The following is a 24,349-nucleotide window of genomic DNA, read 5'->3' as shown; positions in this document are numbered from 1 at the left end:
TGACGGGCGAGCGTGACAGTTATAAGCGGCCATTATGACGAACAGATGACAGTTGTGTGCACCTGCGTCCCGTCGTCGCAGTTATTGTCAGCGTAGGGATTGTTCACGTCGAGACACATTTCGATACTTTCATGAAAGTGCCCGAAGGGTTAGGCTGCGCGTTCATTTCGCCAGCACCCAGACAATGCTCCAACAATTTCTGCATGACTTCGGCTACTTTGCTCTCTTTATCGGGACGTTCTTCGAAGGCGAAACCATCCTCGTGCTCGCAGGTTTCCTGGCGTTCCGTGGCTACATGGATATCAACCTGGTGGTCGTCGTGGCGTTCTGCGGCAGCTACGCGGGCGATCAGCTGTGGTATTTCCTGGGGCGCAAGCACGGTCGCAAGCTGCTGGCGCGCAAGCCCCGCTGGCAATTGATGGGTGATCGCGCACTGGAGCACATTCGCCGGCATCCGGACATCTGGGTCCTGAGCTTTCGCTTCGTCTATGGCTTGCGCACGGTGATGCCGGTGGCCATCGGCCTGTCAGGCTATCCGCCGGGCCGCTACCTGCTGCTCAACGGCATCGGCGCGGCGGTCTGGGCCACGGCATTGGCAGCCGCAGCCTACCATTTCGGCGCGGTGCTCGAGGGCATGCTGGGCAGCATCAAGAAATACGAGTTGTGGGTACTCGGTGCCCTGTTGTTGCTGGGCCTGGGCCTGTGGCTGCGCCGACGCATCAAGAATGCGCGGCTGGCCAAAAAGGTTCTCGAAGCCGAGCGACTGGAACAAACCAGGTCCGGCGAACCTACGACACCAGCCGAGTAAGCCGGCTGCGGCAGCAGTACAGCCCGATGCCGCTGAGCAGGCTGTAGCTGAGCAACCCGATCCAGGCCACGGGGCTGGCCGGCCACAAACCGGCCAGCGGCGCCAGCCACACCAGCGGCAGGTTCGAGGCCAGCCGCAACAGCTCCAGCCTCAGCGCCCACGGGCGATTCTCCAGGGCAACGCCCAGCACGAACAAGCCGAACGCTACCGCGCCCCAGCCCAGCACCAGGGCGGCAACCGGCAAGCTGCTCTCCAGGTTCATCAAGTAACTGCCCAGCGCAATGTAGACGCAGAATTGCAGCGCCACGTACCCCTGCTGACGCCCGTCCAGCGGCACCTCGAATTTACGAAACTGACCCAGGTCCGATTTGTTCAGCGGGTACCTGGCCGCCACATCCGCCGGCCGCCAACCGGTGGGCATGAACCAGATCCGCAGCTTGTCCCACCAGCGCCCGGCCCGTTGGGCATCTGCCCACAGTTGTGCATAGAACTGCAGGTTGGCCCACAACGGATTCCAGCTCGCCAGCGGCGTGGTTACGCCAAAAATCACCGGTTCGTTGGCGTCTTCTTCCTGGAAGGAACCGAACAGACGGTCCCAAATAATGAACACCCCGCCGTAGTTGCGATCCATGTAGAGAGGGTTCTGTGCATGGTGGGCACGATGATTGGACGGCGTGACGAAGCACCACTCCAGCCAGCCAAGTTTGGGGATGTGTTGGGTGTGGACCCAGAACTGGTACAGCAGATTCAACGCCGCAACGCTGACGAACACCAGCAGCGGGACGCCGAGCACAGCCAGGGGCAGATAGAAAATCCAGCTCAACAAAAAGCCGGTGCTGGTCTGGCGCAACGCAGTGGAAAGGTTGTAGTCCTCGCTCTGGTGATGCACCGAATGGGCGGCCCAGAGGATGTTGCGTTCATGGCCCATGCGGTGCAGCCAGTAGTAGCAGAAATCGTAGAACACGAAGGCAAGCACCCAGACCCAGGCCTGATCGGCAGGCAACTCAATGACGGCCAGATGTTTCAACGCAAAGGCGTAGGTCACCAGCCCCACGCCCTTGGTCAACAGGCCGGTGGTGGTCGACAGCACACCGGTGCTCAGGCTGTTAATCGCGTCTGCCACACGGTAGTGGCTCACGCCACGCCAGCGATCAGCCAGCAACTCGACGGCAATCAGCACGAAGAAAAACGGCACGGCATACAGAATGAAATTCATGACGCGACCCAGCGAGGAGGTAACCGGCAGATTAGGTGTAGCCGCTGGAGAACCCTATGGCAACGAGTGACAAATTAGTGGACATTTAACGCCATGAATCTGGAGAAAAACCCATGAGCAAAAAAGTTGCAGTGATCCTTTCCGGCTGTGGCGTGTACGACGGCGCCGAGATCCACGAAAGCGTGATCACCTTGCTGCGCCTCGACCAGCGTGGTGCACAGGTCCAATGTTTCGCCCCCAACATTGCCCAATTGCATGTGATCAATCACCTGACCGGCGAAGAAATGCCCGAGAGCCGCAATGTGCTGGTGGAGTCGGCGCGGATCGCTCGGGGTAACGTGAAGGATTTGCGCGAAGCCAAGGTCGAGGACTTCGACGCCTTGATCGTGCCAGGCGGTTTCGGCTCGGCGAAAAACCTGTCCAGCTTTGCCGTCGAAGGCGTTGGCTGCACTGTCCAGCCCCAGGTCCTGGCGCTGACCGAAGCCTTTGCCGAGGCGGGTAAGCCGGTGGGGCTGATCTGCATTTCCCCAGCCCTGGCGGCAAAAATCTACGGCCCGGGCGTGACCTGCACCATCGGCAACGACGCCGACACCGCCGCTGCGGTGACCAAAATGGGTGGCACTCACGAAGAGTGCGCCGTCACCGACATCGTCGAAGACACCGCGCGCAAACTGGTCAGCACCCCGGCCTACATGCTGGCGCAGAACATCAGCGAAGCGGCTTCGGGCATCAATAAACTGGTGGACCGGGTGTTGGAGTTGACGCACGAAAACGATGTCTAGCACCGCCGTCGCCCTTGTGGGGGACTGGGCAAGGCTTAAGACATTCGGGCCAAACGCGTCAGTATCCGATCCAGGGCATTGGCAAACCCCTGCTTGTCCCGCTCGCTGTACGCCGCCGGGCCACCCCCCACGTGGCCCTGTTCGCGCAAATCGGTGAACAGGTTGCGCACCGCCAACCGATCGCCCATGTTCTGCGCATCGAACTCCTTGCCGCGAGGGTCCAGGGCCGCGACGCCCTTCTTCACCAGCCGGTCGGCCAGGGGCACGTCGCTGCAAATCACCAGCTCACCCGGCTCAGCGTGTTCCACCAGGTAATCGTCCGCCGCATCAGGGCCGCTGGGCACCACGATCAGTTTCACACAGGCCAGGCCAGGCTTGACCTGGGGTTGCCCGGCCACCAGCACTACCTCGAACTGGCGCTTCAAGGCGAACTTGACCACCAGATCCTTCGCGGCTTTTGGGCAGGCGTCGGCGTCGATCCATACGCGCATTGGGTTGTTTCCTCTATCTTAAAAGCGTCGCGGGCAAGCCTTGCTCCCACAGGTGAGTGCTGACTGTGGGAATAAGGCTTGTCCGCGATTATGAGCGCAGCGAATGTGCTTCAGGAAACCTGAACCCGACGCTTCTCCGCCACCCAACTGCGCCCATAGAGCACCACGATCGCCAGGATCGCGACCACTTGAGCCGTCAGCGAATAAGCATCGGCATGAATACCCAACCAGTCGAAGTCAAAGAACGCCACCGGATGGGTCCCGAAGATCCCGGCTTCCTGCAGCGCCTTCACGCCATGGCCGGCGAAGACCACCGACAATGCACACAGCAACGCGGCGTTGATACTGAAGAACAGCGCCAGCGGCAGTTTCGCCGAGCCACGCAGGATCACCCAAGCCAAGCCCACCAGCAGCACCAACGCCGTCGCGCCGCCGGCCAGCACGGCGTTATGCCCGACGGGGCCGGCCTGCAGCCACAGGGTTTCGTAGAACAGAATCACTTCGAACAGCTCACGATAGACCGAGAAAAACGCCAAAATCGCGAAACCGAAACGGCCACCGCCGCCCACCAGGCTGCTATTGATGTAGTTCTGCCAGGCCGCCGCGTGGCGCCGGTCGTGCATCCACACACCCAGCCACAGCACCATCACACTGGCGAACAATGCCGTCGCGCCTTCGAGCAATTCGCGCTGGGCGCCGCTGACGTCGATCACATACGCGGCCAGCCCCCAGGTCGCCAAGCCGGCCAACAGCGCCAGACCCCAACCAACGTTGACACTGCGCACCGCCGACTGCTGACCGGTGTTGCGCAGGAACGCCAGGATCGCCGCCAGCACCAAAATTGCTTCCAGCCCCTCACGCAGCAAAATCAACAACCCTGAGATGTAGCTCAGCGACCAGCTCAAGCCGTCGCTGCCCAAAAGGCCCGCGGACTCCTTCAGCTTGGCCTTGGCTGCATCCAGACGCTGTTCGGCCTGCTCGACCGGCAAGCCATCCTGCAAGGACTGACGGTAGGCCATCAGGGCCTTTTCAGTGTCCTTGCGCACATTGGCATCGACGTTATCCAATGAACTTTCCACCAGTTCGAAGCCTTCCAGATAAGCCGCTACCGACAAGTCATAGGCCTGGTCGTGGTCACCGGCACGATACGCCGCGATGCTTTTATCCAGGGTTGCGGCGGTGTAGTCGAGCAACTGTGCCGGGCCGCGCTGCACTTGCGGCGGCTGGGCACGCTGGGCACGGAAGGTGGCCGCAGCGGCAGGACCTTGCGCGGCCAGGACTTCGGCCGGGGTCTGACGGGCGAGGTCCGCGAGATTAAAAGTCTGCTCGCTCTTGGCGGCAGCCGGGTCGGCGCTGAAACTGGCGATGTAGGTCGCCAGGTCCCAGCGTTGACGGTCATCGAGCTGATCGGCGAAGGCCGGCATGTCGGTACCTTCGACACCCATACCAAGGGTGTTGTAGATCGCGTAGAGACTCAAGCGATCCAGACGCTGACCGTCGCGCAGGTCGGACGGCGGCGGCACCAGGCCGACACCGGCGGGGCCGTCGCCGGCTCCGCTGTCACCGTGGCACACCGAGCAGTTCTGGGCATACAGCGGGGCACCGCGTGTCGGGTCCGGAGTAATGACCGGCGCCTGGCTGACTTCGTACGCCACCGCCAGCTTGGCCCCCAGTTGCCGCGCCAGGCGGGCGACATCGCCGCCGTCCTGGCGCTGGGTGATCGCGCTGCGCAAGGCGCCGATGCCTTGTGTCAGCTCAGCTTTTTGCGGCTTGGCCGGCAGCGCAGCAATCAATCCTTCCAGTACCTGGGTGAATTCCAGTTGCTCGCGGTATTCGGACTCCTCGATCACCTTGCCCGCTTCGACCGTTACCGGGTAATCCGCCCCGATGTAATCCAGCAGATGCAGCGCCTGGGGAGCGCCTTCAACAGGGTCGGCCAATAGATTGGCGCTGCACAGGGCAAGCAGCGGAAACGCGAGCCAGGCCAGAAAACGAAACGGGGCAGTCATGAATGACTCTCAGTTGGTAATAAGAAGTAACACATTGTTCACTTCCAATGACTTTGGCTCAAGAGGCGATGTGGTTTGCCGGCACATTTTCATCGGATATTTATGCTTTGGAAGTGATGTCACAAAAACAGCATTACGAGATTAAAAAGCCATTACATAGCCAGCTGTCATGTTTATAATCGCGCCGCCTTCTTATTCTTGGATGGCATAAAAGCTCCTCCAGTTATGAGGAACCGACAGCGTCTCGACGTTTGTCCGTGGGATCGCTCCAGCCCGACCCGCACACAACCGGCTGATATTCAGGGAAGAAGTGTTCATGGCATCCCGTGCCGTTTTTTCGTTCGCCCTCGGTGCGATCACCTTGCTATCCGGCTGCTCGGCCTTCCGCAACTACGATAGTGAATTGGCCCAGACCAACCAGCAGCTGGCCTCCGGCAACGTCGATGCGGCATTGACCCTGCTGGAAAAGAACAACGCCAGCCAGGACAAAGACCTGCTGTATTTCTTCGAAAAAGGTGAACTGCTGCGCGCCAAGGGCGATCTGTCCGGCAGCCAGACGGCCTGGACCAGCGCCGACCAGCAGGTCAGCCAGTGGGAAGACGCCGTCAAGCTCGACACGGCCAAGTACCTGGCGCAGTTCGGCAGTTTCCTGGTCAACGATAAAGTCCGGCGCTACGAGGGCTACGATTACGAAAAGGTCATGCTGACCACGCAGATGGCCCTGAATCTGCTGGCAGTGAACGACTTTGACGGCGCGCGGACACAGATCAAGAAGACTCACGAACGTGAAGCGGTGATTGCCGACCTGCGGGACAAGGAATACCTCAAGCGCGAAGAAGACGCCGAGAAACAAGGGGTCAAGACCGAGTACAAGGACCTGCAGGGTTACCCGGTGGCCAGCCTCAACGCGCCGGAAGTGGTCAGCCTCAAAAACAGTTACCAGAGCGCGTTCAGCCATTACCTGGCCGGTTTCGTCTACGAAGCCCTAGGCGAAAAGGACCTGGCCGCACCGGGTTATCGCAAGGCTGCCGAACTGCGCCCCAACACGCCGTTGCTGGAACAGGCACTGCTCAACCTCGACAAGCCTGCCGCCAAGGATGATGACAGCGACATTCTTATCGTGGTGCAGAGCGGCCTGGCACCGTCCCGGGACTCGATCCGCATTCCCCTGCCCTTGCCCATCAGCGGTAACGTGGTCATCACGCCATTATCGTTCCCGCTGATCAAGCCCGACACCTCCACGGCCACCTTCGCCCAGATCGGCGTCGACGGTCGTCAGTTGGACCTGACCCAGCTCAACAGCACCACGGCCATGTCTCGCCGGGCCCTGCGCGACGACATGCCGGGCATCATCCTGCGCACGACGGTACGCGCAATTACCCGTGGCGTGGCGCAAAAGCAGATCAACGAAACCAACCCGCTGGCCGGCCTGGCCGTGGGCATCACCTCGGCCGTGCTCGAAGGCGCCGATACCCGGACCTGGCGCACCCTGCCGGATTACACCCAGGTGGTGCGCCTGCGCCTGAAGAAAGGCGAGCATCAGGTCACCCTGCCAAGCGCCGTCGGCGGCTCGGTGGTCAAGGTCACCGTCGATCAGCGTTACCAGGTCATCAGCCTTCGGGCCGTGGGCAATCAGGTCTTCGCCGGCGGCCTGGCCGCCCAAGTGATCCCGAGCGCCACCCCGACCGCTGTCGCCAGCCTCAAGCAACCTTAAGAACGGAGTCTTCGCTCAAATGCGTTTAAAACTGATCGCTGTCGGCGCCCTGGCCTTATTGGCCGGTTGCGCCACCCCACCGCCACCGGAGCCGGGCAGCGCCGCCAGCAAGGTCGTGGCGATGGGCAAGACAAAAAACATCGTGGTCGGCGCCATGCGCGTGGCCCGGGAAAACGGCTACATGACCGTCAATGTGCAGCTGAGCAACACCAGCTTCAACAACAAGACGATGTATTACCGCTTTACCTGGCTGGGGCAGGAAGGCTTCCCGATCGCCGAAGAGGAAACCTGGAAAAGCCTGACGCTGTACGGCGAACAGACCAGCTTCCTGCCGGCCATCGCACCGACACCCAAGGCCGTGGATTTCCGACTGGAAATCAACACGCCTTGAGCCTGATTCCGATCCGTAAAGCCAAGACCAGGCCTGTGGCGAGGGGATAAATCCCCTCGCCACAAAAACCCTTTATGCAGAAATTTGAGAGCACTCCCATGTTTGTACGCATTTCGTCCATCGCCCTCGCCGCCCTGCTGGTCAGCGGCTGCGCCAATAACTCCCCGGTCCTGGGCAACAAAAACATCAGCTACGGCGACACCAAGGCCGTGGAAACCGTGACCAACGAGTTCGGCTCCACCGACCTGCAAATGATCGCCGAGTCCATGACCCGTTCCCTGGCCCAGTCCGGCGTTTTGCAGGGCCGCCCGGTGGTTCAGGTCTATGACGTGAAGAACAAGACCAGCGAGTACATCGACACCCGCGAAATCACCACCAGCATCAAGACCCAGCTGATGAAGACCGGCGCGGCTCGTTTTGCCAGCGACAACACTGCCATGGACAGCCAGGTCGACCAGCTCAAGCTGCAGAACCAGAGCGGCCTGTACAAGAAAAGCACAGTGGCCAAGACCGGCAACATGATCGCAGCCAAATACCGCATCGAGGGCTCCATCAGCTCGATCGTCAAGCGCAGCAGCGATTACAAGGACGTCTTCTACAAATTCAGCCTGCAATTGATCGACGTTGAAAGCGGTCTGGCCGAATGGATGGACGAGAAAGAAATCCGCAAAACCACGGAGCGTTAAGCCATGCGCACATGGATTGGCATCATGACCCTGGCCTGCGCGTTTGGCGCGCAGGCGGCCCCAAAAGTCGCGGTCACTGACCTGGCGTACCAGGAACGGGTGGAGGAGTACATCCACACCGTTTCGGCCCAGAGCAACTTCCAGGCGAACGCCTACAGCGCCAGCGCTTCGTCGAGCTACGACGAGATGGAGGCCACCAGCAGCTACATCGAGCAGGGTGAACTGCGCAAGTTTACCGGTGACATCAAGGGCGAAATCCTGCGCAGCGGGATGTTCCAACTCGTGCAAGGCACGCCCTACACCGCGTCATCCACGGGCGACGTCTACGACGTGATCAAGCGAATCAAGGCCGGGAGCTTCAAGGGGGCCGATTACGTGTTGTTCGGCACCGTGTCCGACATCGACTTCACTCGCGACATCAACGAACTGGCCAACACCAACAGCTACTCGGCAGTGCTTGCGCTGACCCTGGTGGCCGACTTCAGCCTGATCAACACCAAGACCTACGAAATCACCTCGGCCTTCACCGCCATGGGCGAAGGCCAGGACACCAAGCTGCTGAACCATCGGGACGTGCACATCAGCCTCAACCGCCCACGGGTGGTGCGCGATGTGTCCAAGGCGTTGGGTGAAGACGTGGCGCGGCAACTGAGTGAACAACTCGGCGGGCCGAGCTACGACCAACCCGGCGAACCTGTGCAGCGCAACAACCTGCCCCGGGACACGGCGCCGGTGATCTTGCGCTGAGTCACACCGCCGGGTAGATGCCTAGAGGCTTTTGTGGCGAGGGAGCTTGCTCCCGCTCGGTTGCGCAGCAACCGAAAAATCTTGGGGCCGCTTCGCGACCCAGCGGGAGCAAGCTCCCTCGCCACAGGTGTTGTGTGATAGTCGGTTTTTACACCGCAGCTTTGCGAATCGTCGCCAGAAAACCCGCCGCACCAATGAACAACCCGGCGAAGGTTCGGTTCATGCGCCGTTGCTGTTTCGGGGTGCGCAACAGGCGCAGGACTTTGGACGCCAGCCCGGTGTACCCGGCCATGACGATGAGGTCGACACAGATCATGGTCACGCCAAGGATCAGGTATTGCTTGACCAAGGGCGCATGGGGGTCGATGAACTGCGGCAGCACAGCCAGCATAAACACCAAAGCCTTGGGGTTGCTGATGTTGACCAAAAAACCACGAAACACCAGCGCCAGGGGTTTGCCGATAGGCCGTACGGCCGCGTTATCACTGATGTCGCCGGGGATGGCTCGCCACTGTTTGACCCCCAGGTAAACCAGGTAGGCCACGCCGAACCATTTGATCACATAGAACGCGGAGGCCGACGTGGAGAGGATCGCGCCAACACCGGCGGCGACGATCACGATTTGCAATGCCAGGCCCAGTTGCAGGCCCAGGGCATTCCAGTAGCCGCGCCAGAAGCCGTACTGCAAACCGCAGGACATCGATGCAATGGCACCGGCGCCCGGAGAAAGGCTGATCACCCAACACGCGGCGAAAAACGCCAGCCATGTTTCCAGCACCATTGCACACCTCGGCTCAGACTCGTCGAAAGCCCTAAGCTAATGCGCCAGCGGGCGGTTGACCACCGTTTTTTTCAAAGACAGCCGATCGGCCAAGGTCAGGTTATTCGACGAAACCGCCGACCGGAAATGCCTCGCTGCCACGCCAGCGCCGCACCGAACGCTGGAAGAACAGGCTATTGGGCACTTGCACCATGGCGCTGCCAGTGCCGAGTTCCTCGGGTTCGATCAGCGTGGTGTATAGCAGGTTGATCGCCACCACTCGCCCCTTGATGCCGGGCTTGTCGGTGGTGTCCACCAACTCGACCACATCACCCAGGCGAAACGGTCCGACGGTATAGATCAAAACGGCGCACAGCAGGTTCGACAACACGCTCCAGATGGCGAAAAACGCCACCGCTGCCACCGCGACGAAACCCGACAGCGCGGTCCACAGCACCGTGGCCGAGACACCCAGGCGCTCGAGCACCACCAGCACGGCGCTGCCCATGATCAGCCAGCGCAGCACGCCCCGCAGGATAATGACCAATTGGGGTGGGAACGGGTAACGCTCACCCAAGCCCGTGAGCGCACGCGCCACGAAACGCTGCGTGACATAACCGACCAGCAGAATCAGCAGGATTTGCACACCAAGCCAGATCGGCTCGATCCACGTGACAGGGACAGGCAACGCCAACGCTTCCATCAGGACAATGCCTCCAGCTCCGCTTGCAGGTTTTCCAGCAACTCCAGGGCTTGCATCCACGCCTCCTCAAGCTCTGCTTCCCGAACCTTCAGCCTGGCCTGTTCGGCCAGCAGATCACGCAACTCATCCTTGCGAGCCGCCTCGTAGAGACCGCTGTCGCCAAGGCTGGTTTCGATTTTCTGCAGCTTTTCATGGAGCTTGCCCAGTTCGACTTCGAGCTTATCGGCCTCGCGCTTGTGGGGCGCCAGCTGCTGACGCAGTGCGGCGGCGGCCTGGCGCTGGGCTTTCTTGTCGGTCTTGTCCGGGTTGACCGGTGTGGTGTTGACCGGCGCGTTGCGCTGACGGTACTCCACCAGCCAGCGCGCGTAGTCTTCGAGATCGCCGTCGAACTCCTCGACCTTGCCGTCGGCCACCAGAAAGAAATTATCCGTGGTGCTCTTGAGCAAATGCCGATCGTGGGACACCACCAGCACCGCGCCGCTGAATTCCTGCAAGGCCATCGTGAGGGCCAGGCGCATTTCCAGGTCGAGGTGGTTGGTCGGTTCGTCGAGCAGCAACAGGTTCGGCCGACCCCAGGCGATCAACGCCAGCGCCAGGCGAGCCTTTTCGCCACCGGAGAAATTCAGCACCGGCTCGTCGATACGCGCCCCACGGAAATCAAAACCGCCGAGGAAATCGCGCAGGACCTGCTCGCGCTCGGTCGGCGCCAGGCGTTGCAGATGCAGCAACGGACTGGCCTTGGAGTCGAGAGAATCGAGCTGGTGCTGGGCGAAGTAGCCAACGACGGTGTTCTCGCCCCGGGTCAAGCGACCACCCAATGGCTCGAGCTCGCCGGAGAGGTTCTTGATCAGGGTCGACTTACCGGCACCGTTGGGGCCCAGCAGACCGATCCGCGCACCGGGGGTCAGTTGCAGCTTGACCTTCTCCAACACGGTCTTGTCGCCATAACCCAGACGCGCGTCGGACAGGTCGATCAACGGGCTGGAGATCTTGGTCGATTCGCGGAAGACAAAATCAAACGGCGAGTCGACGTGGGCTGCCGACAGCTCCTCCATCCGCTCCAGCGCCTTGATCCGGCTCTGGGCCTGACGGGCCTTGGTGGCCTGGGCCTTGAAGCGGGCGATGTAGCTTTCCATGTGCGCACGCTGCACCTGCTGCTTCTCGTAGGCTTGCTGTTGCTGGGCCAGGCGCTCGGCACGGGCCCGCTCGAAGGCGCTGTAGCCACCGCGGTACAAGGTGAGCTTGCGCTGATCGACATGGGCCACGTGATCCACCACGGCGTCGAGAAAATCTCGGTCGTGAGAAATCAGCAACAGAGTGCCCGGGTAGCCCTTGAGCCAGTCTTCGAGCCAGATGATAGCGTCGAGATCCAAGTGGTTGGTCGGCTCATCGAGCAGCAGCAAATCCGATGGGCACATCAAGGCCTGCGCCAGGTTCAGGCGCATCCGCCAGCCGCCGGAGAAGTCCCCGACCTGACGGTCCATCTGTTCATTGGTAAAACCCAGGCCTGCGAGCAATTTGCGTGCGCGGGCATCGGCGGTGTAGCCGTCGGCGCTGTCGAGCTCCGAGTGCAGGCGAGCCTGGGCGGCGCCATCGTGGGCCGCTTCGGCGACCGCCAGGTCGCGTTGAACCTGGCGCAAGCGCAGGTCGCCGTCGAGCACGTAGTCCACCGCCAGGCGCTCGAGCGTGTCGACCTCCTGACGCATATGGGCGATACGCCAATCAGCCGGCAGCAAGCAATCACCCGAGTCCGGGTGCAGTTCGCCCCGCAGCAGGGCGAACAGGCTTGATTTGCCGGCGCCGTTGGCACCGATGAGACCGGCTTTGTGGCCGGCGTGCAGGGTCAGCTCGGCGTCTTCTAGCAGACGTTGCGGGCCACGCTGTAAAGTCAGGTTCTGAAGTCGGATCATAATGGCGGCGGAGTCTACCAGCTTCGCTCACAACTGGCGCGAGTAGCACGATGTCCTCTGACCTGTGGAGTTTTTCCCTCGACCTTTATGCCAAGCCTGGCGTAGAGCATGCCTGCCTGGCGTTACAGAACGCCGGCGCGAACGTCTGCCTGCTGCTTTGCGGGCTGTGGCTGGAGCAGCGCGGCGTGACCTGTAATGAACAAAGGCTGCAACAGCTTCGGCAGTTGGCAGAGCCTTGGGACGCAGAGGTCGTGCAGCCCTTACGGACGCTTCGCAGCCAATGGAAAGCTCGCGCCCTTCAAGACACAGCACTCAATAGTCTGCGCGAGCAAATCAAGAGGCTGGAGCTGGAAGCCGAACGGCGATTGTTGGAACGATTGGAAAATGCGGCCAAGAAGTGGCCTGAGGGAGATCGGAAAGATTCTGCGCAATGGTTGCAAGGGCTAGGCGCCCCAGAGAACCACGACGCGCTGCATCAGCTGCGCGTCGTGGTGCCCAGTACTTAGGAAGCGCTGGTTGGGGAGCTGGTGCTCGGCGCAACAGAAGCTGACGGGTTGAGCGTCGCGCCGGCGGTTGGAGCAGGTGCCGCTGTCGGAGTCGATGTCGCAGGCTTGGCGGCTGGCACAGTCGCTGGTTTTGCGGCGGCTGGTTTTTTCACGGCTGGTTTCACAGCTGGCTTGGCAGCGGGTTTAGCTGCAGCTTTGGCAGCGGCTGGCTTGGCGGCCGCTTTCGCAGCAGGCTTGGCCGCAGCGGGTTTGGCAGCAGCAGTTTTTGTTGCCGCTGGCTTGGCAGCTGGCTTCGCAGCGGCAGGTTTTGCAGCCACTTTGGCGGCCGGTTTGGCGGCGGTGGTTTTCGTCGCAGTAGGTTTAGCGGCGGCGGTTTTAGCAGCAGGCTTGGCGGCAACAGGCTTAGCGGCCACAGCTTTGGCGGCTGGCTTGGCAGCAGCTTTGACGGCCGGTTTTTTTGCAGCCGGTTTTGCAGCACTGGCAGCGACCGGTTTTTTCACGGACGGTTTGGCAGCAGCCTTGCTTGCCGCTTTGGCCGGTGCTTTTACGGCTGGTTTGGCAGCCACTTTGGCCGGTGCTTTTGCCGCGACAGGTTTAGCGGCCGGTTTCTTGGCCGATACAGCAACAGGCTTGGCAGCCCGAAAGCTCAGCGCCTTGCCCACTGCCTCTTGAACGCGACCGACGCCCTGGGCCAGTTTCAGGCTTTCCTGGGCATCTCGCTTGAGTTGCAGAATGTAGGTGCGGGTGTCGGACTGACGATCCTTCAAGGCATCGAGCAGGTCTTCGAGTTCTTTCACAGCGTCTTTGGCCTTGGCTTGTGCCTTGGCCTTGCCAGCAGTGGCTGCGTCTTGCAGTTTGATCCGTGAGTTGTGCAGTTTTTCCTGCGCTTTGCCGCGTTGTTTTTCCAGTTTGGCGAGCAGCTTTTCAGCATCAGCTAGGGCTTGGGAACAGGCGCTTTCCAGATGCTCGAGCAGGCTGCCCGAAAGTTGTTGGAGCAAATGCAACGGAGTGTTTACAGGCTTCTTGGTGGCCGACATGGTTTACCTCCTGACTGACGTGAGTGCGGCTCATACTAGACCTCTGCTTCAACCGCCGCTAGGGCATGTTGACAGTACACAAGACGTTGCGTTGCAAGGGACAAGAAATCTTCTGTGTCATTGCCAATGACAATCCACCTTTGCAGGTATCGGCGCTGGCATAATTCCTCGATTCGAGGCCGGAGAGCACACATGTCGCGTCACCTGTTTTTATTCCTGTGCATGGTTTGCTCCATGCCTCAGGCCGCTGAAAAAACCAGCGCCAACGATGCCCACGATCTGGCATACAGCCTGGGCGCAAGCCTGGGTGAACGCCTGCGCCAGGACGTACCCGACCTGCAGATCAAGGCCTTGCTGGAGGGTTTGCAACAGGCCTATCTGGGCAAGCCGCTGGCCCTCAAGGATGAACGCATCGAACAGATTCTGGCCGAGCATCAGGCACATCTGACGTCGCAGTCGGCGACGCCGCAGATCGAAGTGGCACTGAAAACGGAGCAGAAGTTTCTCAATGAGGAAAAGAATCGGCCCGGCGTCCAGCAACTGGCAGACGGCATCCTGCTGACCGAACTCAAGCCAGGCAACGGCGCAAAGGCCGGTCCTCATGGCAAGGTCCGCGTGCTATATACCGGACGATTGCCGGACGGCACCGTATTCGATTCCAACCACCAGGCGCAGTGGTTCAGCCTCGACAGCGTGATTGATGGCTGGCGCAGTGCATTGCCGCAAATGCCGGTAGGCGCAAAGTGGCGACTGGTGATTCCTTCGACCCTGGCCTACGGCGCCGAAGGTGCCGGGGATGTGATCCCGCCATTCACACCGCTGGTGTTTGAAATCGAATTGCTGGGCGCGACGATCTGACACTGATAAACGAAAAACGGCGCGCAATGCGCACCGTTCTTTTACTGCAAATCCCTCAGGCCTGGACCGCATCCTCTTCTTTATGGGCATTGTGCAGCACTTCGATCAGGCAGTCTTCGAGCTCGAAACGCTCGTGCAGCAAGCCGCCCAACTCCTTGAATTTTTCTACCACGCACTGGCCTTCATCACACAGATCATTGAACGCCAGCAGTTTTTCGGTGATGACGTCGATACGCGGATAAATCTGCTCGGCGAGCTCCAGACCGCGCTTGTCGTTGAAAGCCTTGGCCTCGCCCGTCAGTTGTTCGTAGATCTCGAAATGACCGGCAGACACATAGTCGACCAGCACACCGCAGAACTCCTGCAGTAGTTCTCGGCTTTCACTCAGCGCTTCTGGGTTGCCGCCGAGAGCATCATAGACCCGAACCAGTTCGTGACGCTCCTGCAACCAGCGGTCGATCAGCAGATGCACTCCACCCCAGCGTTCCTGAGCATTCTGACAACTTTCGAGCATGGTGATTTCTTCCCTTGTGAGTCATGCCCCTCGCAGCCTGCGCACGCCTGAATGATCAGGGACAAGCCAGACACAACATGATCGAGCGGCATAATTCCAATAACACATGCGAGCCAGATTATGCCCGCACGACAGCGGCTTCAAGGTACGCAGGAGATAAAGTTCATACAAGTGTTTAATCCATGGCCCGGATCAACTGCGACGTATCGCCGCCGAGCGGTCGTGCCAGAGCGTTCCAGACAAGGCGCAGCAGCAGATAGGTCATCGCAATAGACACGGCGAGAAAAAACAGCAGGCTCCACTCGGGAATGCTCAGGTCGAACAGTGTCCAGGTGATGTTCGCGCAGTCGACCGCTCCTTCGAGGACACGATGCAAGGCGCACCACCATGAATCCGCCCTCTGCAACTGTGCAATACAATCAGGCAACTGCTCGAATGAGTCGCTTTGCACCAGAACCTGACGCCATGCCAGTGTCATTCCCCCCGACGCAAAAAACCATCCCATCGTTGCGTAGCAAATGCTGCCCTTATGACTTGGGCCGTGTACGCATGCCATGAGGCAGTTCATCAGAAACAACGTCAGGCATAACCGCTGCAAAACACACAGACTGCAAGGCGTCAGACCGACCGTATATTCCAGATAACTGGCGATGCCCAAAGCCAGGGCTGCGGCGATGGAAGCCATGAGAAACAAGAAACGTGAGCAGGCCAAAGACATGGCGGTTCCGTACCAGAAGAGACAGGCAGTTACGGTAGAGGAAAGCCCTCGGGCCTTTCAAGGCGGGCCCGTGCGGACACTTCACCAGGGGTGTAGGGAATTCCCGACAGGCACGAGGGGATTTAGCGCAGTCTGCTGTAGGACTTTGCTGAAGGCGTCACGAAAGCGGTACCTGTGGGGAGGGAGCAAGCTCTCTCCCCACAGTGACTCATACAAAGCTTAAGTGGGCAGGGCCGGCAGTGGCGCGGCAAGCAAGCGCTCGTCCAGCAACCCCAAACCCTCCTGGAACAACTGATTGCTGCGCTCGGCATCGCCCAGTTGCGCCAGCAGTCGCGCCAGCTCGGCACAGGCTTCGGGATTGCGCTGGACCCGCAAACTGCTTTCGAGATAATCCCGCGCCTTGCCCCACAAGCTGCTTTGCAGGCACAGGCGCCCCAGTGTCAGCAGCAGGCTTGGATCGGCCGGATGCTCCTTGAGCCAGCCTTCTGCCGTTTGCAGCTGGCGGCTCGGATCATTGCCCCGGACCAACCCGTACAGGCGCGCCAGGTGGCTGTTGTAGTGACGCTTGAGCGCCGCTCGCAGCACCTCTTCAGCCTCGGCCTGGGCCCCCAGCTGCCGCAGTTGCTCGGCATAAGCCAGCACCAGCGCCGACTCCTGACGTTGCGCGGAAGTCAGTTGTTGCCAAGCGCGATTGAGCGATTGCAAACCGACGCTGCCGTCCTCTTCACGGTGGGCTGCCAGGGTGAGATTTTCGCCCCAGGCCCGACGCTCCAGCTCCACCAGTTCACTGGGTGGCAAGACCTTGTCCTTGCGCAACTCCGGCAACAGTCGAATCACCGCTGACCAATCACCGCGCTGCTGATGCAGTCGCTGCAACTGACGCAGGGTCTGGGCGTTATGCGGATGGCGTTCATGCATCGCTTGCAGCGTGCTCAAGGCGCCGTCGGTGTCGCCTCGATCCGTCTGCAATTGTGCGTGAGTCAACGCAATGGCCAGCTCCGCCTGGGGCTGACGTTCCAGGGCACGCTCGAGCAAATTGTCGCTCTGCTCGTAAAGGCCCTGCTCGTTGGCCGCACGGGCGGCGCCGAGGTAATACAGCAACGGCTGGCGCTCGGCTTCGGCAGCACGATGCAAGTGCCGCTGGGCACTGGCCCAGCGCCCTTCGGCCAGGTCCAGTTGGCCGTGTTCAATCGCCACTTGCACCCGACGACTGCGGTTACGCCGCGACCACGGGTTGACCACCCCAGTGGAAGTGGTCACCAATCCGATCAAGGCGCTCACGCCTCGCCATAAAAGCCAGAGCATCACCACCAGTGCCAGGGTTACCCACAAGCCGGCTTCGTAACGGAAATTTTTGTACGCCACCAGCACGTAACCTGAATGCTCGGCAATCGCCAAGCCCAGTAACGCGGCGGCAGCGATGACCACGAACAGAATCACGTAAAGACGTTTCATGGCGTGGCCCCCTGCTCGCCAGGTTTGGGCAGCGGCTTGACCGATTCTTCGGCATTCAGGTTGCGGCGCTCAAGGTAGGCCTGAACGCTGCTCAGGGTACCTGTCAGGTCCGGCGTGACCACCGTCACCGGCTGCTTGCCCAGCTCAACCACTCGCTCGAGCATGACTTTGCTTTGCGGGTTGTCCTGATTGAAGTTGCTCTTGAGTACGTCGCGCGCCTCGGTCAGCGCCTGGGTGTAGACCGGTGCCTGACCGTTGAGGGCGGCCCATTGCGCTTGCTGCAGTGCCAGGCTCAAGGCCAGGCGTACCTGCACCAGGCTCTGCCCGGCCAGGAGCGGACGGACGTTCTCGTCAGCGTTGAAATCGATGCGGATATAGCGCGAGATCTGATCCCACCACTGTGCCCAACGGCTGGCGCCATCGCCATCGGCGGTCAGGCCCAGCAGGGACTCACCACGGTCCTTGTATTCAGGCGCCAGCTCGGTGAGTTGCAGCACCTGGTCACGCAGGGCACCCAGTTGCAGGAACAGCCCGGTGCGATCCGGCTGTTCAGTGCTGCGCAACGCAGCGAGCGTCTTGGCCAATTGTTCGCGGGCGGCGAACGAGCCAGGGTCATTTTGCTCACGCAGGATTTCGTCGGCGCCCTGAACCAGGGCCTGAGCGCTGCTGATGTCTTGCAGGGCAGAAAGACGCAGGCTGGCCAGGCGCAGCAGATGCTCGGCTTCGGCCAGGCGCCAGTCCTTGCGGCTGGCACCGAGCACGGTTTCCAGGCGCTGGTTCAGGCGTTGCTGATCGCCTTGCAACTGGGCGACCTGACGTCGCCGCTCCTCCAGTTCTTCGGCCGGGGGCAATTGCGCCAGGCGCTCACTCAAGCGTTGCTCATTGAGCTTGAGGGTCTGGGCTTGATCGTTCAGCGCCTGAACCTGGGTGGACTGCTGTTGGTTATTGGCTTGCAGGTGACGTACCTGCCACACACCCCAGCCGCCAACGGCCACACCGGCAGCCCCCAACAACAAGGCGACAATGGCCAGCCCGTTGCCGCGACGCGGCGCCATCGGGGCCGGAGTTTCAACCGGTGCATCGATCGCCGGCTGGTCTTGATCTTTTGGCAAGGCTGTCTCGCTCACGTATCCATCCTTTGCATTAGAAAACGGCACGGAGTGTTCCCGTAACGCCGCCAGCAAAGCCGCGGCATTGGCGCCACGACAATCCACAACTGTTTGGGCCCCGGCGGCACGCGCCAGCTCGGCAACCCTTGGGCTTGGAACAAACAACGGTAACCGAGCCAGAGCGGGCCACGCATCGCCAGCCAGCCGTTGCAGATGCTCGAAGCTCTGCCCACTGCTGACCACCAGCGCGTTCAAGCGTTCCGCTTCGACTCTGGCCGGCAACTCACCGTCGCGGTAGTTCGGCAGGCCGCGCCGGTACAATTCCAGATAATCGACACTAGCACCTTGCTCGCGCAAACGCTCTGCCAGCAAGCCGCGCCCTCCCTCGCCACGCACAATCAAAACCTGTGGGTCGGGCCGGGTGACAGCCTGGCGCAATGCAGGGAGTTCAAGCAAGGCTTCGCTGTCGTCACCGCCGTCGGGATAAAACACGTTGAGGCCGGCGTCGGCAAGGATCTGCCCGGTGGCGGCCCCCACGCTGAACCAAGGCTGGTCTGGTGGCTGGGGCCAATATTGGCGCAGCAGTTCCACGCACAAACGGGCTGCGGGCTTGCTGACCACAATCACCGCGCAGTACTGGTCCAGCCTCTGGAGGATCGCCCGCCCGGAGTCGGACACGGGAATCGGTTCGATATCCAGCAACGGCAGGCTGGTGCTGAATACCCCTGCTTGCGCCAGGACAGTCGCCAGGGCCGACGACTCGTCTGCCGGCCGGGTCAGCAGCAACCGCCAGCCTGTCACGCGTGGCCAGCCTCGCCGTAGACCGCTTTGAGAATGTCATTGGCGCCCTGGCTGAGCAGCTCTTCGGCCACCCGTACGCCCAACGCCTCGGCGTCGCGGCGCGGCGCCCGGGCTTCGGCGCTGAGCAGGCGACCACCGTTGGGATCGCCCACCAACCCGCGCAACCAGACCTGTTCGCCCTCCAGCACGGCATAACAAGCGATCGGCACCTGGCAACCGCCATTGAGATGTTTGTTGAGGGCGCGCTCGGCGAAGACCCGGGTGGCGGTGTCTTCATGGTGCAGCGGCGCCAGCAGGGCGTGAATGTCGCTGTCGGCGCTGCGGCACTCGATGCCCACCGCACCCTGGCCTCCGGCCGGCAGGCTGTCATCGACGCTGATGGCCGAGGTGATGCGGTCTTCGAAGCCCAGGCGGATCAGGCCGGCGGCGGCGAGGATGATCGCGTCATACTCACCCGCATCGAGCTTGGCCAGGCGAGTGTTGACGTTGCCGCGCAGAAAGCGGATTTGCAGATCCGGACGGCGGGTCAGCAATTGCGCCTGGCGACGCAGGCTGGAGGTGCCGACCACGCTCCCGGCAGGCAGCGCATCAAGACTGGAAAACGTATTGGAAACGAACGCATCACGCGGATCTTCCCGCTCGCAGATGCAAAACAGGCCCAGGCCTTCGGGGAAGTCCATGGGCACGTCTTTCATCGAATGCACCGCAATGTCGGCTTCGTTGTCCAGCAGCGCGGTTTCCAGCTCCTTGACGAACAGGCCCTTGCCGCCGATTTTCGACAGCGGCGAGTCCAGCAGCTTGTCGCCGCGACTGACCATGGGCACCAGGGTCACGATCAGGCCGGGGTGAGCCTCTTCCAGACGGGCTTTGACGTATTCGGCCTGCCAGAGGGCCAAGGCACTTTTACGGGTGGCAATGCGGATCTCGCGAGGGGACATGGATCAATCCGTACTTAAAAGATACGACGGATAATAACAGCTCAGCTAAATCCGCTTTGATTTGAATCACGACCCTAAGGCCTCCCTGGCCGTAGGGGGCGTTCTCAAATCAGTTTCCCCACCGCGTTGTCGCCTTGGAACGTTGAGCTAAAGCTGTTGCATCATCTTGCGCACGCCAGCTACATGCCGTCGGCTGACAATCAGCGCGTCGCCATTGAGTCCCTTGAGAAACAGCTGGAAATGTCCAAGGGGGGTACGCTGTAAACGTTCGATACGCTCGCGAGCCACGAGGGCATTACGGTGGATGCGCACAAACCGCTCGCCGAACTCGTCTTCCAGGGCCTTGAGTGGTTCGTCCAACAACACCTCGCCACTTTCATGGCGCAAGGTCACGTACTTATGGTCGGCAATGAAGTAGACCACCTGGTTCAACGGGATCAGCTCGATGCCCTTGCGAGTGCGGGCACTGATATGACTGCGTGGGCCGCTGCCACTTTCAGCAGCCGGGCGAGTCAGCGCCGCCAGTTGCACCCGGTTGGGCCGCTCAGCCTTGCGCAAGGCGTCGGCGATCGCCTCGGCAGAAACCGGTTTGATCACATAGCCCACGGCACCGGCTTGCAACACTTCGGGCGGGAAGTCATCCCGAGTCGTGCAGAACACCACCGCAGGCGGTGACTCTCGCTCGCACAACTTTGCCGCGACCTGCAAGCCATCCAGGCCAGGCATGCGAATGTCGAGCAGCACGATATCCGGTTTATGGCTGTCGATAAGGGCCAATGCCTCTTCGCCATTGGTGGCGCTCGGCTCCAGGACACTGTAACCCTCGAGCTCGCCAACCATTCGGCTCAGGCGCTCACGGGCCAGTGGTTCGTCATCAACGATCAGGACATTCATATTGCGCTGGATTCCTGCGTGAGTCTCGCACAAGGATAGCGTAGACAGGGGAAGTGACATCCGTCACCGCGATCCACGCTAAGACTCATTCGAGGGCCAAAAAGTGCCGCGAGGCGGTGACCTATCTTTACCAGCGCTTGCCAACCGGTGCCCGAGGCGTGTTGTCGCACGGCGCCGCCGTAGGGATTGTTAATATTCGATCTGATCAATATGAGCTCCCCCTTTTCTATTCGTCCGATGCGCCATGAATGAAAAAAGCAAAAGTCCTATCGTCCACTGTAGACGGTTGCCGCGACGATATTGCTCAATCGGAAAATATCGTTGCGCGAAAACCCCATTGAATGCTCAGGCTGCGCGGAAAAAACCTGCCGACCAGTGCCAGCGCCAGCCCCGGCAACCCTGCTATCATCCGCCGCAGCCTTTAAACGCTATTTTTTCTTCAGCCGATCACGAGCGAATTCATGAGCACTGACAAGACCAATCAGTCCTGGGGCGGCCGCTTCAGTGAACCCGTCGACGCCTTCGTCGCCCGCTTCACCGCCTCCGTCAACTTCGACCAGCGCCTGTATCGCCACGACATCATGGGTTCGATCGCCCACGCCACCATGCTGGCCAAGGTCGGTGTGCTGACCGATGCCGAGCGCGACAGCATCATCGATGGCCTGAAGACCATCCAGGGTGAAATCGAGGCCGGCCAGTTCGACTGGCGCATCGATCTTGAAGACGTGCACATGAACATCGAAGCGCGCCTGACCGACCGCATCGGCGTGACCGGCAAGAAGCTGCACACCGGGCGCAGCCGCAACGACCAGGTGGCCACCGACATCCGCCTGTGGCTGCGCGATGAAATCGACCTGATCCTGGCCGAGATCACCCGCCTGCAAAAAGGTCTGCTGGAGCAGGCCGAGCGCGAGGCCGAGAGCATCATGCCGGGCTTCACGCACCTGCAAACCGCTCAGCCTGTGACCTTCGGGCATCACATGCTGGCCTGGTTCGAAATGCTCAGCCGCGACTTCGAGCGTCTGGTCGACTGCCGCAAACGCACCAACCGCATGCCCCTGGGCAGCGCTGCGCTGGCCGGCACCACCTACCCGATCGATCGCGAATATACCGCCCAGCTGCTGGGCTTCGACGCCGTGGGTGGCAACTCGCTGGATAATGTCTCGGACCGCGATTTCGCCATCGAATTCTGCGCCGCCGCGAGCATCGCGATGATGCACCTGTCGCGGTTCTCCGAAGAACTGGTGCTGTGGACCAGCGCACAATTCCAGTTCATTGACCTGCCGGACCGCTTCTGCACCGGCAGCTCGATCATGCCGCAAAAGAAAAACCCCGACGTGCCGGAACTGGTGCGGGGCAAAAGCGGCCGGGTGTTCGGCGCACTGATGGGCCTGCTGACCCTGATGAAAGGCCAGCCATTGGCCTATAACAAGGACAACCAGGAAGACAAGGAACCGCTGTTCGACGCCGCCGATACCCTGCGCGACTCGCTGCGGGCCTTTGCCGACATGGTCCCGGCCATCAAACCAAAGCATGCCGTGATGCGCGAAGCGGCCCTGCGTGGCTTCTCCACGGCCACCGACCTGGCCGATTACCTGGTGCGCCGCGGCCTGCCGTTCCGCGACTGCCACGAAATCGTCGGCCACGCCGTGAAGTACGGCGTGGACAGCGGCAAGGACCTGGCAGAGATGAGCCTGGACGAGCTGCGTCAATTCAGCGATCAGATCGAGCAGGACGTGTTTGCGGTGCTGACCCTCGAAGGCTCGGTCAACGCCCGTGACCACATCGGCGGCACCGCGCCAGCACAGGTCAAGGCTGCCGTGGTGCGCGGCCAGGCGTTGCTGGCCGCCCGCTAACAGCTAAAAACATCGCGAGCAGGCTCGCTCCCACAATAGATCCTCAGTGAACACAAGTCTTGTGAACATGGAGATCCAATGTGGGAGCGAGCCTGCTCGCGGTGACTGACTTCAAAACACTACAAAACTCACTTCTTAGCCGCGATCATCGCCAAAAACTCCGGCATCGCCGCCTCTCGGTCCGCCGCAATCCGCTGCACATGCGGGCTCTGCTCCAAGCGCTCCATCAGCGCCTTGGCCGCAGGCATGTCTGCCAACAGGTCGATATCGAACAATTTCCTGCCCACCTGACAGGCCAGCGACACGCTGTAGAGCAAATACAGATCGGCAATACTCAAGCTGTCGCCCGCCACGTAGGGCGAGAATTTGCCGTGCCTGGCGAGTGAGGCGAACCCCAGCAGCAATTCGGCCCTGGTCTTTTCCTTAATGGCATCGGGTACCGTCATGCCAAAAAACGCCTCGGCGTAGCAGGCCCGTCCCGGCAGTTCGATGTACAGCTCGATCTCCCTGCACAGAGCCAACACCTGGGCGCGCTCGAACGGGTCACTGGGCAGCAGAGCCTTGCCTGGCTGGGTTTGCTCAATGTATTCGAGGATCACGCTGGTTTCGTTGACAAAGCCTTGTTCGGTTTTCAGCACCGGCACCTTGCCGCGAGGGCTGATAGCCAGCGCTTCGGGGGTCTGGTTGCCGAAGAACAGTACTTCTTCGAAGGGCAGGCCCTTCTCCAGCAGGGCCAGCTTGACCATGTTGTAATAATTACTGACGGAGAAACCATAAAGCTTGAGCATGGCAAAGCCTCCAGGCCGTGCGGGGTTGGCAGCCTTGGGTTATAGACCGTCGGGGCGCTTCTCGCCAGGCGCATCACGCCACTGAATGCAGGTAAACTGCCGACCTTTCTTACAGGAGCCTGCCATGAGCGAGCCAACCGACATCGACAGCGACGAAGAAGAGTTCGTCGAGAACACGCTGACCCAGGCCATCGAAAACCAGATCGAAAGTGACAACCCGCCAGCGGCCAAGGCCATTTTCAATAAATTGACCCTGGTGGGTTATGAGCGCGAAGAAATTCTCAACCTGATGGCCCATGTGCTGGCGGTGGAAATTGACGCGATCCTGGAAGAGGACCGTGCGTTCGATACCCAATGGTACGAAGCCGCCCTGCGCGCCCTGCCGGAGTTGCCGCCGGAGAAGAAATAACCGACAGGCGCAGTTGCTCCTGTGGCGAGGGGATTTATGTGGGAGCAAGGCTTGCCCGCGATGAAGGCGATGCGATCTTTCAGAAATCGAGGGGCTGTTTCGCGAGCAAGCTTTGCTCCCACAGTCCAGCGGGGCGGTGCAACGTCTCGATAAATCCCCTCGCCACGGGGTGATTTGCCTGACAGAACAATGACCCCCCTCACCCGAAACAAAAAAAGCATGACACTGACACTGGACAGCTAGGCCGAG

At 60.9% G+C, this 24,349-nt stretch carries 24 protein-coding genes and 1 pseudogene; 10 read left to right on the top strand and 15 right to left on the bottom strand.

Going from position 1 to position 24,349, the window contains the following annotated elements; translation table 11 throughout:
- Nucleotides 1-184: 184 nt before the first annotated feature.
- Complete coding sequence (locus ACA047_RS01135) at nucleotides 185-808, top strand: DedA family protein (protein ID WP_497355913.1); 624 nt, start codon at nucleotides 185-187, stop codon at nucleotides 806-808.
- On the opposite strand, the gene ACA047_RS01130 is transcribed toward ACA047_RS01135, so the two are convergent.
- Nucleotides 789-2,024: a sterol desaturase family protein gene (locus ACA047_RS01130; RefSeq protein ID WP_497355911.1), complete on the bottom strand. Its 1,236-nt coding sequence runs from the start codon at nucleotides 2,022-2,024 to the stop codon at nucleotides 789-791. The two genes, ACA047_RS01135 and ACA047_RS01130, sit on opposite strands and share 20 nt — an antisense overlap.
- A gap of 113 nt (nucleotides 2,025-2,137) precedes the next feature.
- Between ACA047_RS01130 and elbB the strand changes: the two genes are divergently transcribed.
- The gene (gene elbB, locus ACA047_RS01125) at nucleotides 2,138-2,806 is read left to right on the top strand and encodes an isoprenoid biosynthesis glyoxalase ElbB (RefSeq protein WP_497355909.1); all 669 of its coding nucleotides are present in this window, start codon (nucleotides 2,138-2,140) and stop codon (nucleotides 2,804-2,806) included.
- A 35-nt stretch (nucleotides 2,807-2,841) separates the two neighbouring features.
- Here the strand turns inward: elbB and ACA047_RS01120 are convergent, their stop codons facing one another.
- Together ACA047_RS01120 and ACA047_RS01115 are read right to left on the bottom strand one after the other, a co-directional pair.
- Nucleotides 2,842-3,297 carry a YaiI/YqxD family protein gene (locus ACA047_RS01120; RefSeq protein WP_497355907.1) on the bottom strand — a complete coding sequence of 152 codons (456 nt, stop codon included), beginning with the start codon at nucleotides 3,295-3,297 and terminating at the stop codon, nucleotides 2,842-2,844.
- Between the two features lie 110 nt (nucleotides 3,298-3,407).
- Complete coding sequence (locus ACA047_RS01115) at nucleotides 3,408-5,306, bottom strand: FTR1 family protein (protein WP_497355905.1); 1,899 nt, start codon at nucleotides 5,304-5,306, stop codon at nucleotides 3,408-3,410.
- Nucleotides 5,307-5,622: 316 nt separating this feature from the next.
- Here ACA047_RS01115 and ACA047_RS01110 point away from each other — a divergent pair, with 316 nt between their 5' ends.
- The 4 genes from ACA047_RS01110 (at nucleotide 5,623) to ACA047_RS01095 (ending at nucleotide 8,844) form a co-directional block, all read left to right on the top strand.
- Nucleotides 5,623-7,020, top strand: a complete 1,398-nt coding sequence (locus ACA047_RS01110; RefSeq protein ID WP_497355903.1) for a COG3014 family protein — start codon at nucleotides 5,623-5,625, stop codon at nucleotides 7,018-7,020.
- 19 nt (nucleotides 7,021-7,039) lie between these two features.
- Complete coding sequence (locus ACA047_RS01105) at nucleotides 7,040-7,411, top strand: YcfL family putative periplasmic lipoprotein (protein WP_497355901.1); 372 nt, start codon at nucleotides 7,040-7,042, stop codon at nucleotides 7,409-7,411.
- 98 nt (nucleotides 7,412-7,509) lie between these two features.
- Nucleotides 7,510-8,097, top strand: coding sequence for a penicillin-binding protein activator LpoB (gene lpoB, locus ACA047_RS01100; protein WP_025216077.1), 588 nt, complete (start codon nucleotides 7,510-7,512; stop codon nucleotides 8,095-8,097).
- A gap of 3 nt (nucleotides 8,098-8,100) precedes the next feature.
- Complete coding sequence (locus tag ACA047_RS01095) at nucleotides 8,101-8,844, top strand: penicillin-binding protein activator LpoB (RefSeq protein ID WP_497355898.1); 744 nt, start codon at nucleotides 8,101-8,103, stop codon at nucleotides 8,842-8,844.
- Nucleotides 8,845-8,992: 148 nt separating this feature from the next.
- On the opposite strand, the gene rhtB is transcribed toward ACA047_RS01095, so the two are convergent.
- From rhtB to ACA047_RS01080, 3 genes are all read right to left on the bottom strand, one after another.
- The gene (gene rhtB, locus ACA047_RS01090) at nucleotides 8,993-9,625 is read right to left on the bottom strand and encodes a homoserine/homoserine lactone efflux protein (RefSeq protein ID WP_497355896.1); all 633 of its coding nucleotides are present in this window, start codon (nucleotides 9,623-9,625) and stop codon (nucleotides 8,993-8,995) included.
- A gap of 100 nt (nucleotides 9,626-9,725) precedes the next feature.
- Nucleotides 9,726-10,307, bottom strand: a complete 582-nt coding sequence (locus ACA047_RS01085; RefSeq protein WP_497355894.1) for a mechanosensitive ion channel domain-containing protein — start codon at nucleotides 10,305-10,307, stop codon at nucleotides 9,726-9,728.
- Nucleotides 10,307-12,217: an ATP-binding cassette domain-containing protein gene (locus ACA047_RS01080; RefSeq protein WP_497355891.1), complete on the bottom strand. Its 1,911-nt coding sequence runs from the start codon at nucleotides 12,215-12,217 to the stop codon at nucleotides 10,307-10,309. The genes ACA047_RS01085 and ACA047_RS01080 overlap by 1 nt, the downstream gene beginning before the upstream one ends.
- A 50-nt stretch (nucleotides 12,218-12,267) precedes the next feature.
- Here ACA047_RS01080 and ACA047_RS01075 point away from each other — a divergent pair, with 50 nt between their 5' ends.
- Nucleotides 12,268-12,723: a TIGR02444 family protein gene (locus ACA047_RS01075; protein ID WP_497355889.1), complete on the top strand. Its 456-nt coding sequence runs from the start codon at nucleotides 12,268-12,270 to the stop codon at nucleotides 12,721-12,723.
- Here ACA047_RS01075 and ACA047_RS01070 read toward each other — a convergent pair.
- Entirely contained in the window at nucleotides 12,720-13,760 is a 1,041-nt protein-coding gene (locus tag ACA047_RS01070; protein WP_497355887.1) for an AlgP family protein, read from the bottom strand. The genes ACA047_RS01075 and ACA047_RS01070 overlap by 4 nt on opposite strands.
- Before the next feature lie 192 nt (nucleotides 13,761-13,952).
- Between ACA047_RS01070 and ACA047_RS01065 the strand changes: the two genes are divergently transcribed.
- Complete coding sequence (locus tag ACA047_RS01065) at nucleotides 13,953-14,618, top strand: FKBP-type peptidyl-prolyl cis-trans isomerase (protein WP_497355885.1); 666 nt, start codon at nucleotides 13,953-13,955, stop codon at nucleotides 14,616-14,618.
- 55 nt (nucleotides 14,619-14,673) lie between these two features.
- Here the strand turns inward: ACA047_RS01065 and rsd are convergent, their stop codons facing one another.
- The 7 genes and pseudogenes from rsd to ACA047_RS01030 form a co-directional block, all read right to left on the bottom strand.
- Nucleotides 14,674-15,132, bottom strand: a complete 459-nt coding sequence (rsd, locus tag ACA047_RS01060; protein ID WP_497355883.1) for a sigma D regulator — start codon at nucleotides 15,130-15,132, stop codon at nucleotides 14,674-14,676.
- Nucleotides 15,133-15,307: 175 nt separating this feature from the next.
- Nucleotides 15,308-15,850, bottom strand: coding sequence for a disulfide bond formation protein B (locus ACA047_RS01055; protein WP_497355881.1), 543 nt, complete (start codon nucleotides 15,848-15,850; stop codon nucleotides 15,308-15,310).
- A gap of 219 nt (nucleotides 15,851-16,069) precedes the next feature.
- Nucleotides 16,070-17,305, bottom strand: coding sequence for a heme biosynthesis protein HemY (locus ACA047_RS01050; protein WP_497355879.1), 1,236 nt, complete (start codon nucleotides 17,303-17,305; stop codon nucleotides 16,070-16,072).
- The gene (locus ACA047_RS01045; protein WP_497360608.1) at nucleotides 17,302-18,432 is read right to left on the bottom strand and encodes a uroporphyrinogen-III C-methyltransferase; all 1,131 of its coding nucleotides are present in this window, start codon (nucleotides 18,430-18,432) and stop codon (nucleotides 17,302-17,304) included. Before ACA047_RS01045 ends, ACA047_RS01050 begins: the two co-directional genes overlap by 4 nt.
- Before the next feature lie 36 nt (nucleotides 18,433-18,468).
- Nucleotides 18,469-19,215, bottom strand: a pseudogene (locus ACA047_RS01040) (uroporphyrinogen-III synthase); the annotation flags it as partial.
- Entirely contained in the window at nucleotides 19,212-20,153 is a 942-nt protein-coding gene (hemC, locus tag ACA047_RS01035; protein ID WP_497355877.1) for a hydroxymethylbilane synthase, read from the bottom strand. The pseudogene ACA047_RS01040 and the gene hemC, both read right to left, overlap by 4 nt.
- A 147-nt stretch (nucleotides 20,154-20,300) precedes the next feature.
- A complete protein-coding gene (locus ACA047_RS01030; protein WP_497355875.1) occupies nucleotides 20,301-21,047 on the bottom strand; it encodes a LytR/AlgR family response regulator transcription factor in 747 nt (248 codons plus the stop codon).
- Nucleotides 21,048-21,508: 461 nt separating this feature from the next.
- Between ACA047_RS01030 and argH the strand changes: the two genes are divergently transcribed.
- On the top strand, nucleotides 21,509-22,903 hold the full coding sequence (argH, locus tag ACA047_RS01025) for an argininosuccinate lyase (protein WP_497355873.1): 1,395 nt from the start codon (nucleotides 21,509-21,511) through the stop codon (nucleotides 22,901-22,903).
- A 128-nt stretch (nucleotides 22,904-23,031) separates the two neighbouring features.
- On the opposite strand, the gene ACA047_RS01020 is transcribed toward argH, so the two are convergent.
- Nucleotides 23,032-23,691 carry a glutathione S-transferase family protein gene (locus tag ACA047_RS01020; RefSeq protein ID WP_497355871.1) on the bottom strand — a complete coding sequence of 220 codons (660 nt, stop codon included), beginning with the start codon at nucleotides 23,689-23,691 and terminating at the stop codon, nucleotides 23,032-23,034.
- A gap of 124 nt (nucleotides 23,692-23,815) precedes the next feature.
- Between ACA047_RS01020 and ACA047_RS01015 the strand changes: the two genes are divergently transcribed.
- Nucleotides 23,816-24,100, top strand: a complete 285-nt coding sequence (locus ACA047_RS01015; protein ID WP_497355869.1) for a hypothetical protein — start codon at nucleotides 23,816-23,818, stop codon at nucleotides 24,098-24,100.
- The last annotated feature ends 249 nt before the right edge of the window (nucleotides 24,101-24,349 follow it).

This window comes from Pseudomonas sp. LBUM1664, from assembly GCF_059695895.1.
Note: the sequence above shows the minus strand (reverse complement) of the source record. Positions and strands in the feature narration are given on the sequence as shown.

Bases quoted from the DNA above. Each gene is read 5' to 3' on its own strand.
- ACA047_RS01135 (WP_497355913.1), top strand. From the start codon at position 185: ATGCTCCAACAATTTCTGCATGACTTCGGCTACTTTGCTCTCTTTATC.
- ACA047_RS01130 (WP_497355911.1), bottom strand. From the start codon at position 2,024: ATGAATTTCATTCTGTATGCCGTGCCGTTTTTCTTCGTGCTGATTGCC.
- elbB (WP_497355909.1), top strand. From the start codon at position 2,138: ATGAGCAAAAAAGTTGCAGTGATCCTTTCCGGCTGTGGCGTGTACGAC.
- ACA047_RS01120 (WP_497355907.1), bottom strand. From the start codon at position 3,297: ATGCGCGTATGGATCGACGCCGACGCCTGCCCAAAAGCCGCGAAGGAT.
- ACA047_RS01115 (WP_497355905.1), bottom strand. From the start codon at position 5,306: ATGACTGCCCCGTTTCGTTTTCTGGCCTGGCTCGCGTTTCCGCTGCTT.
- ACA047_RS01110 (WP_497355903.1), top strand. From the start codon at position 5,623: ATGGCATCCCGTGCCGTTTTTTCGTTCGCCCTCGGTGCGATCACCTTG.
- ACA047_RS01105 (WP_497355901.1), top strand. From the start codon at position 7,040: ATGCGTTTAAAACTGATCGCTGTCGGCGCCCTGGCCTTATTGGCCGGT.
- lpoB (WP_025216077.1), top strand. From the start codon at position 7,510: ATGTTTGTACGCATTTCGTCCATCGCCCTCGCCGCCCTGCTGGTCAGC.
- ACA047_RS01095 (WP_497355898.1), top strand. From the start codon at position 8,101: ATGCGCACATGGATTGGCATCATGACCCTGGCCTGCGCGTTTGGCGCG.
- rhtB (WP_497355896.1), bottom strand. From the start codon at position 9,625: ATGGTGCTGGAAACATGGCTGGCGTTTTTCGCCGCGTGTTGGGTGATC.
- ACA047_RS01085 (WP_497355894.1), bottom strand. From the start codon at position 10,307: ATGGAAGCGTTGGCGTTGCCTGTCCCTGTCACGTGGATCGAGCCGATC.
- ACA047_RS01080 (WP_497355891.1), bottom strand. From the start codon at position 12,217: ATGATCCGACTTCAGAACCTGACTTTACAGCGTGGCCCGCAACGTCTG.
- ACA047_RS01075 (WP_497355889.1), top strand. From the start codon at position 12,268: ATGTCCTCTGACCTGTGGAGTTTTTCCCTCGACCTTTATGCCAAGCCT.
- ACA047_RS01070 (WP_497355887.1), bottom strand. From the start codon at position 13,760: ATGTCGGCCACCAAGAAGCCTGTAAACACTCCGTTGCATTTGCTCCAA.
- ACA047_RS01065 (WP_497355885.1), top strand. From the start codon at position 13,953: ATGTCGCGTCACCTGTTTTTATTCCTGTGCATGGTTTGCTCCATGCCT.
- rsd (WP_497355883.1), bottom strand. From the start codon at position 15,132: ATGCTCGAAAGTTGTCAGAATGCTCAGGAACGCTGGGGTGGAGTGCAT.
- ACA047_RS01055 (WP_497355881.1), bottom strand. From the start codon at position 15,850: ATGTCTTTGGCCTGCTCACGTTTCTTGTTTCTCATGGCTTCCATCGCC.
- ACA047_RS01050 (WP_497355879.1), bottom strand. From the start codon at position 17,305: ATGAAACGTCTTTACGTGATTCTGTTCGTGGTCATCGCTGCCGCCGCG.
- hemC (WP_497355877.1), bottom strand. From the start codon at position 20,153: ATGTCCCCTCGCGAGATCCGCATTGCCACCCGTAAAAGTGCCTTGGCC.
- ACA047_RS01030 (WP_497355875.1), bottom strand. From the start codon at position 21,047: ATGAATGTCCTGATCGTTGATGACGAACCACTGGCCCGTGAGCGCCTG.
- argH (WP_497355873.1), top strand. From the start codon at position 21,509: ATGAGCACTGACAAGACCAATCAGTCCTGGGGCGGCCGCTTCAGTGAA.
- ACA047_RS01020 (WP_497355871.1), bottom strand. From the start codon at position 23,691: ATGCTCAAGCTTTATGGTTTCTCCGTCAGTAATTATTACAACATGGTC.
- ACA047_RS01015 (WP_497355869.1), top strand. From the start codon at position 23,816: ATGAGCGAGCCAACCGACATCGACAGCGACGAAGAAGAGTTCGTCGAG.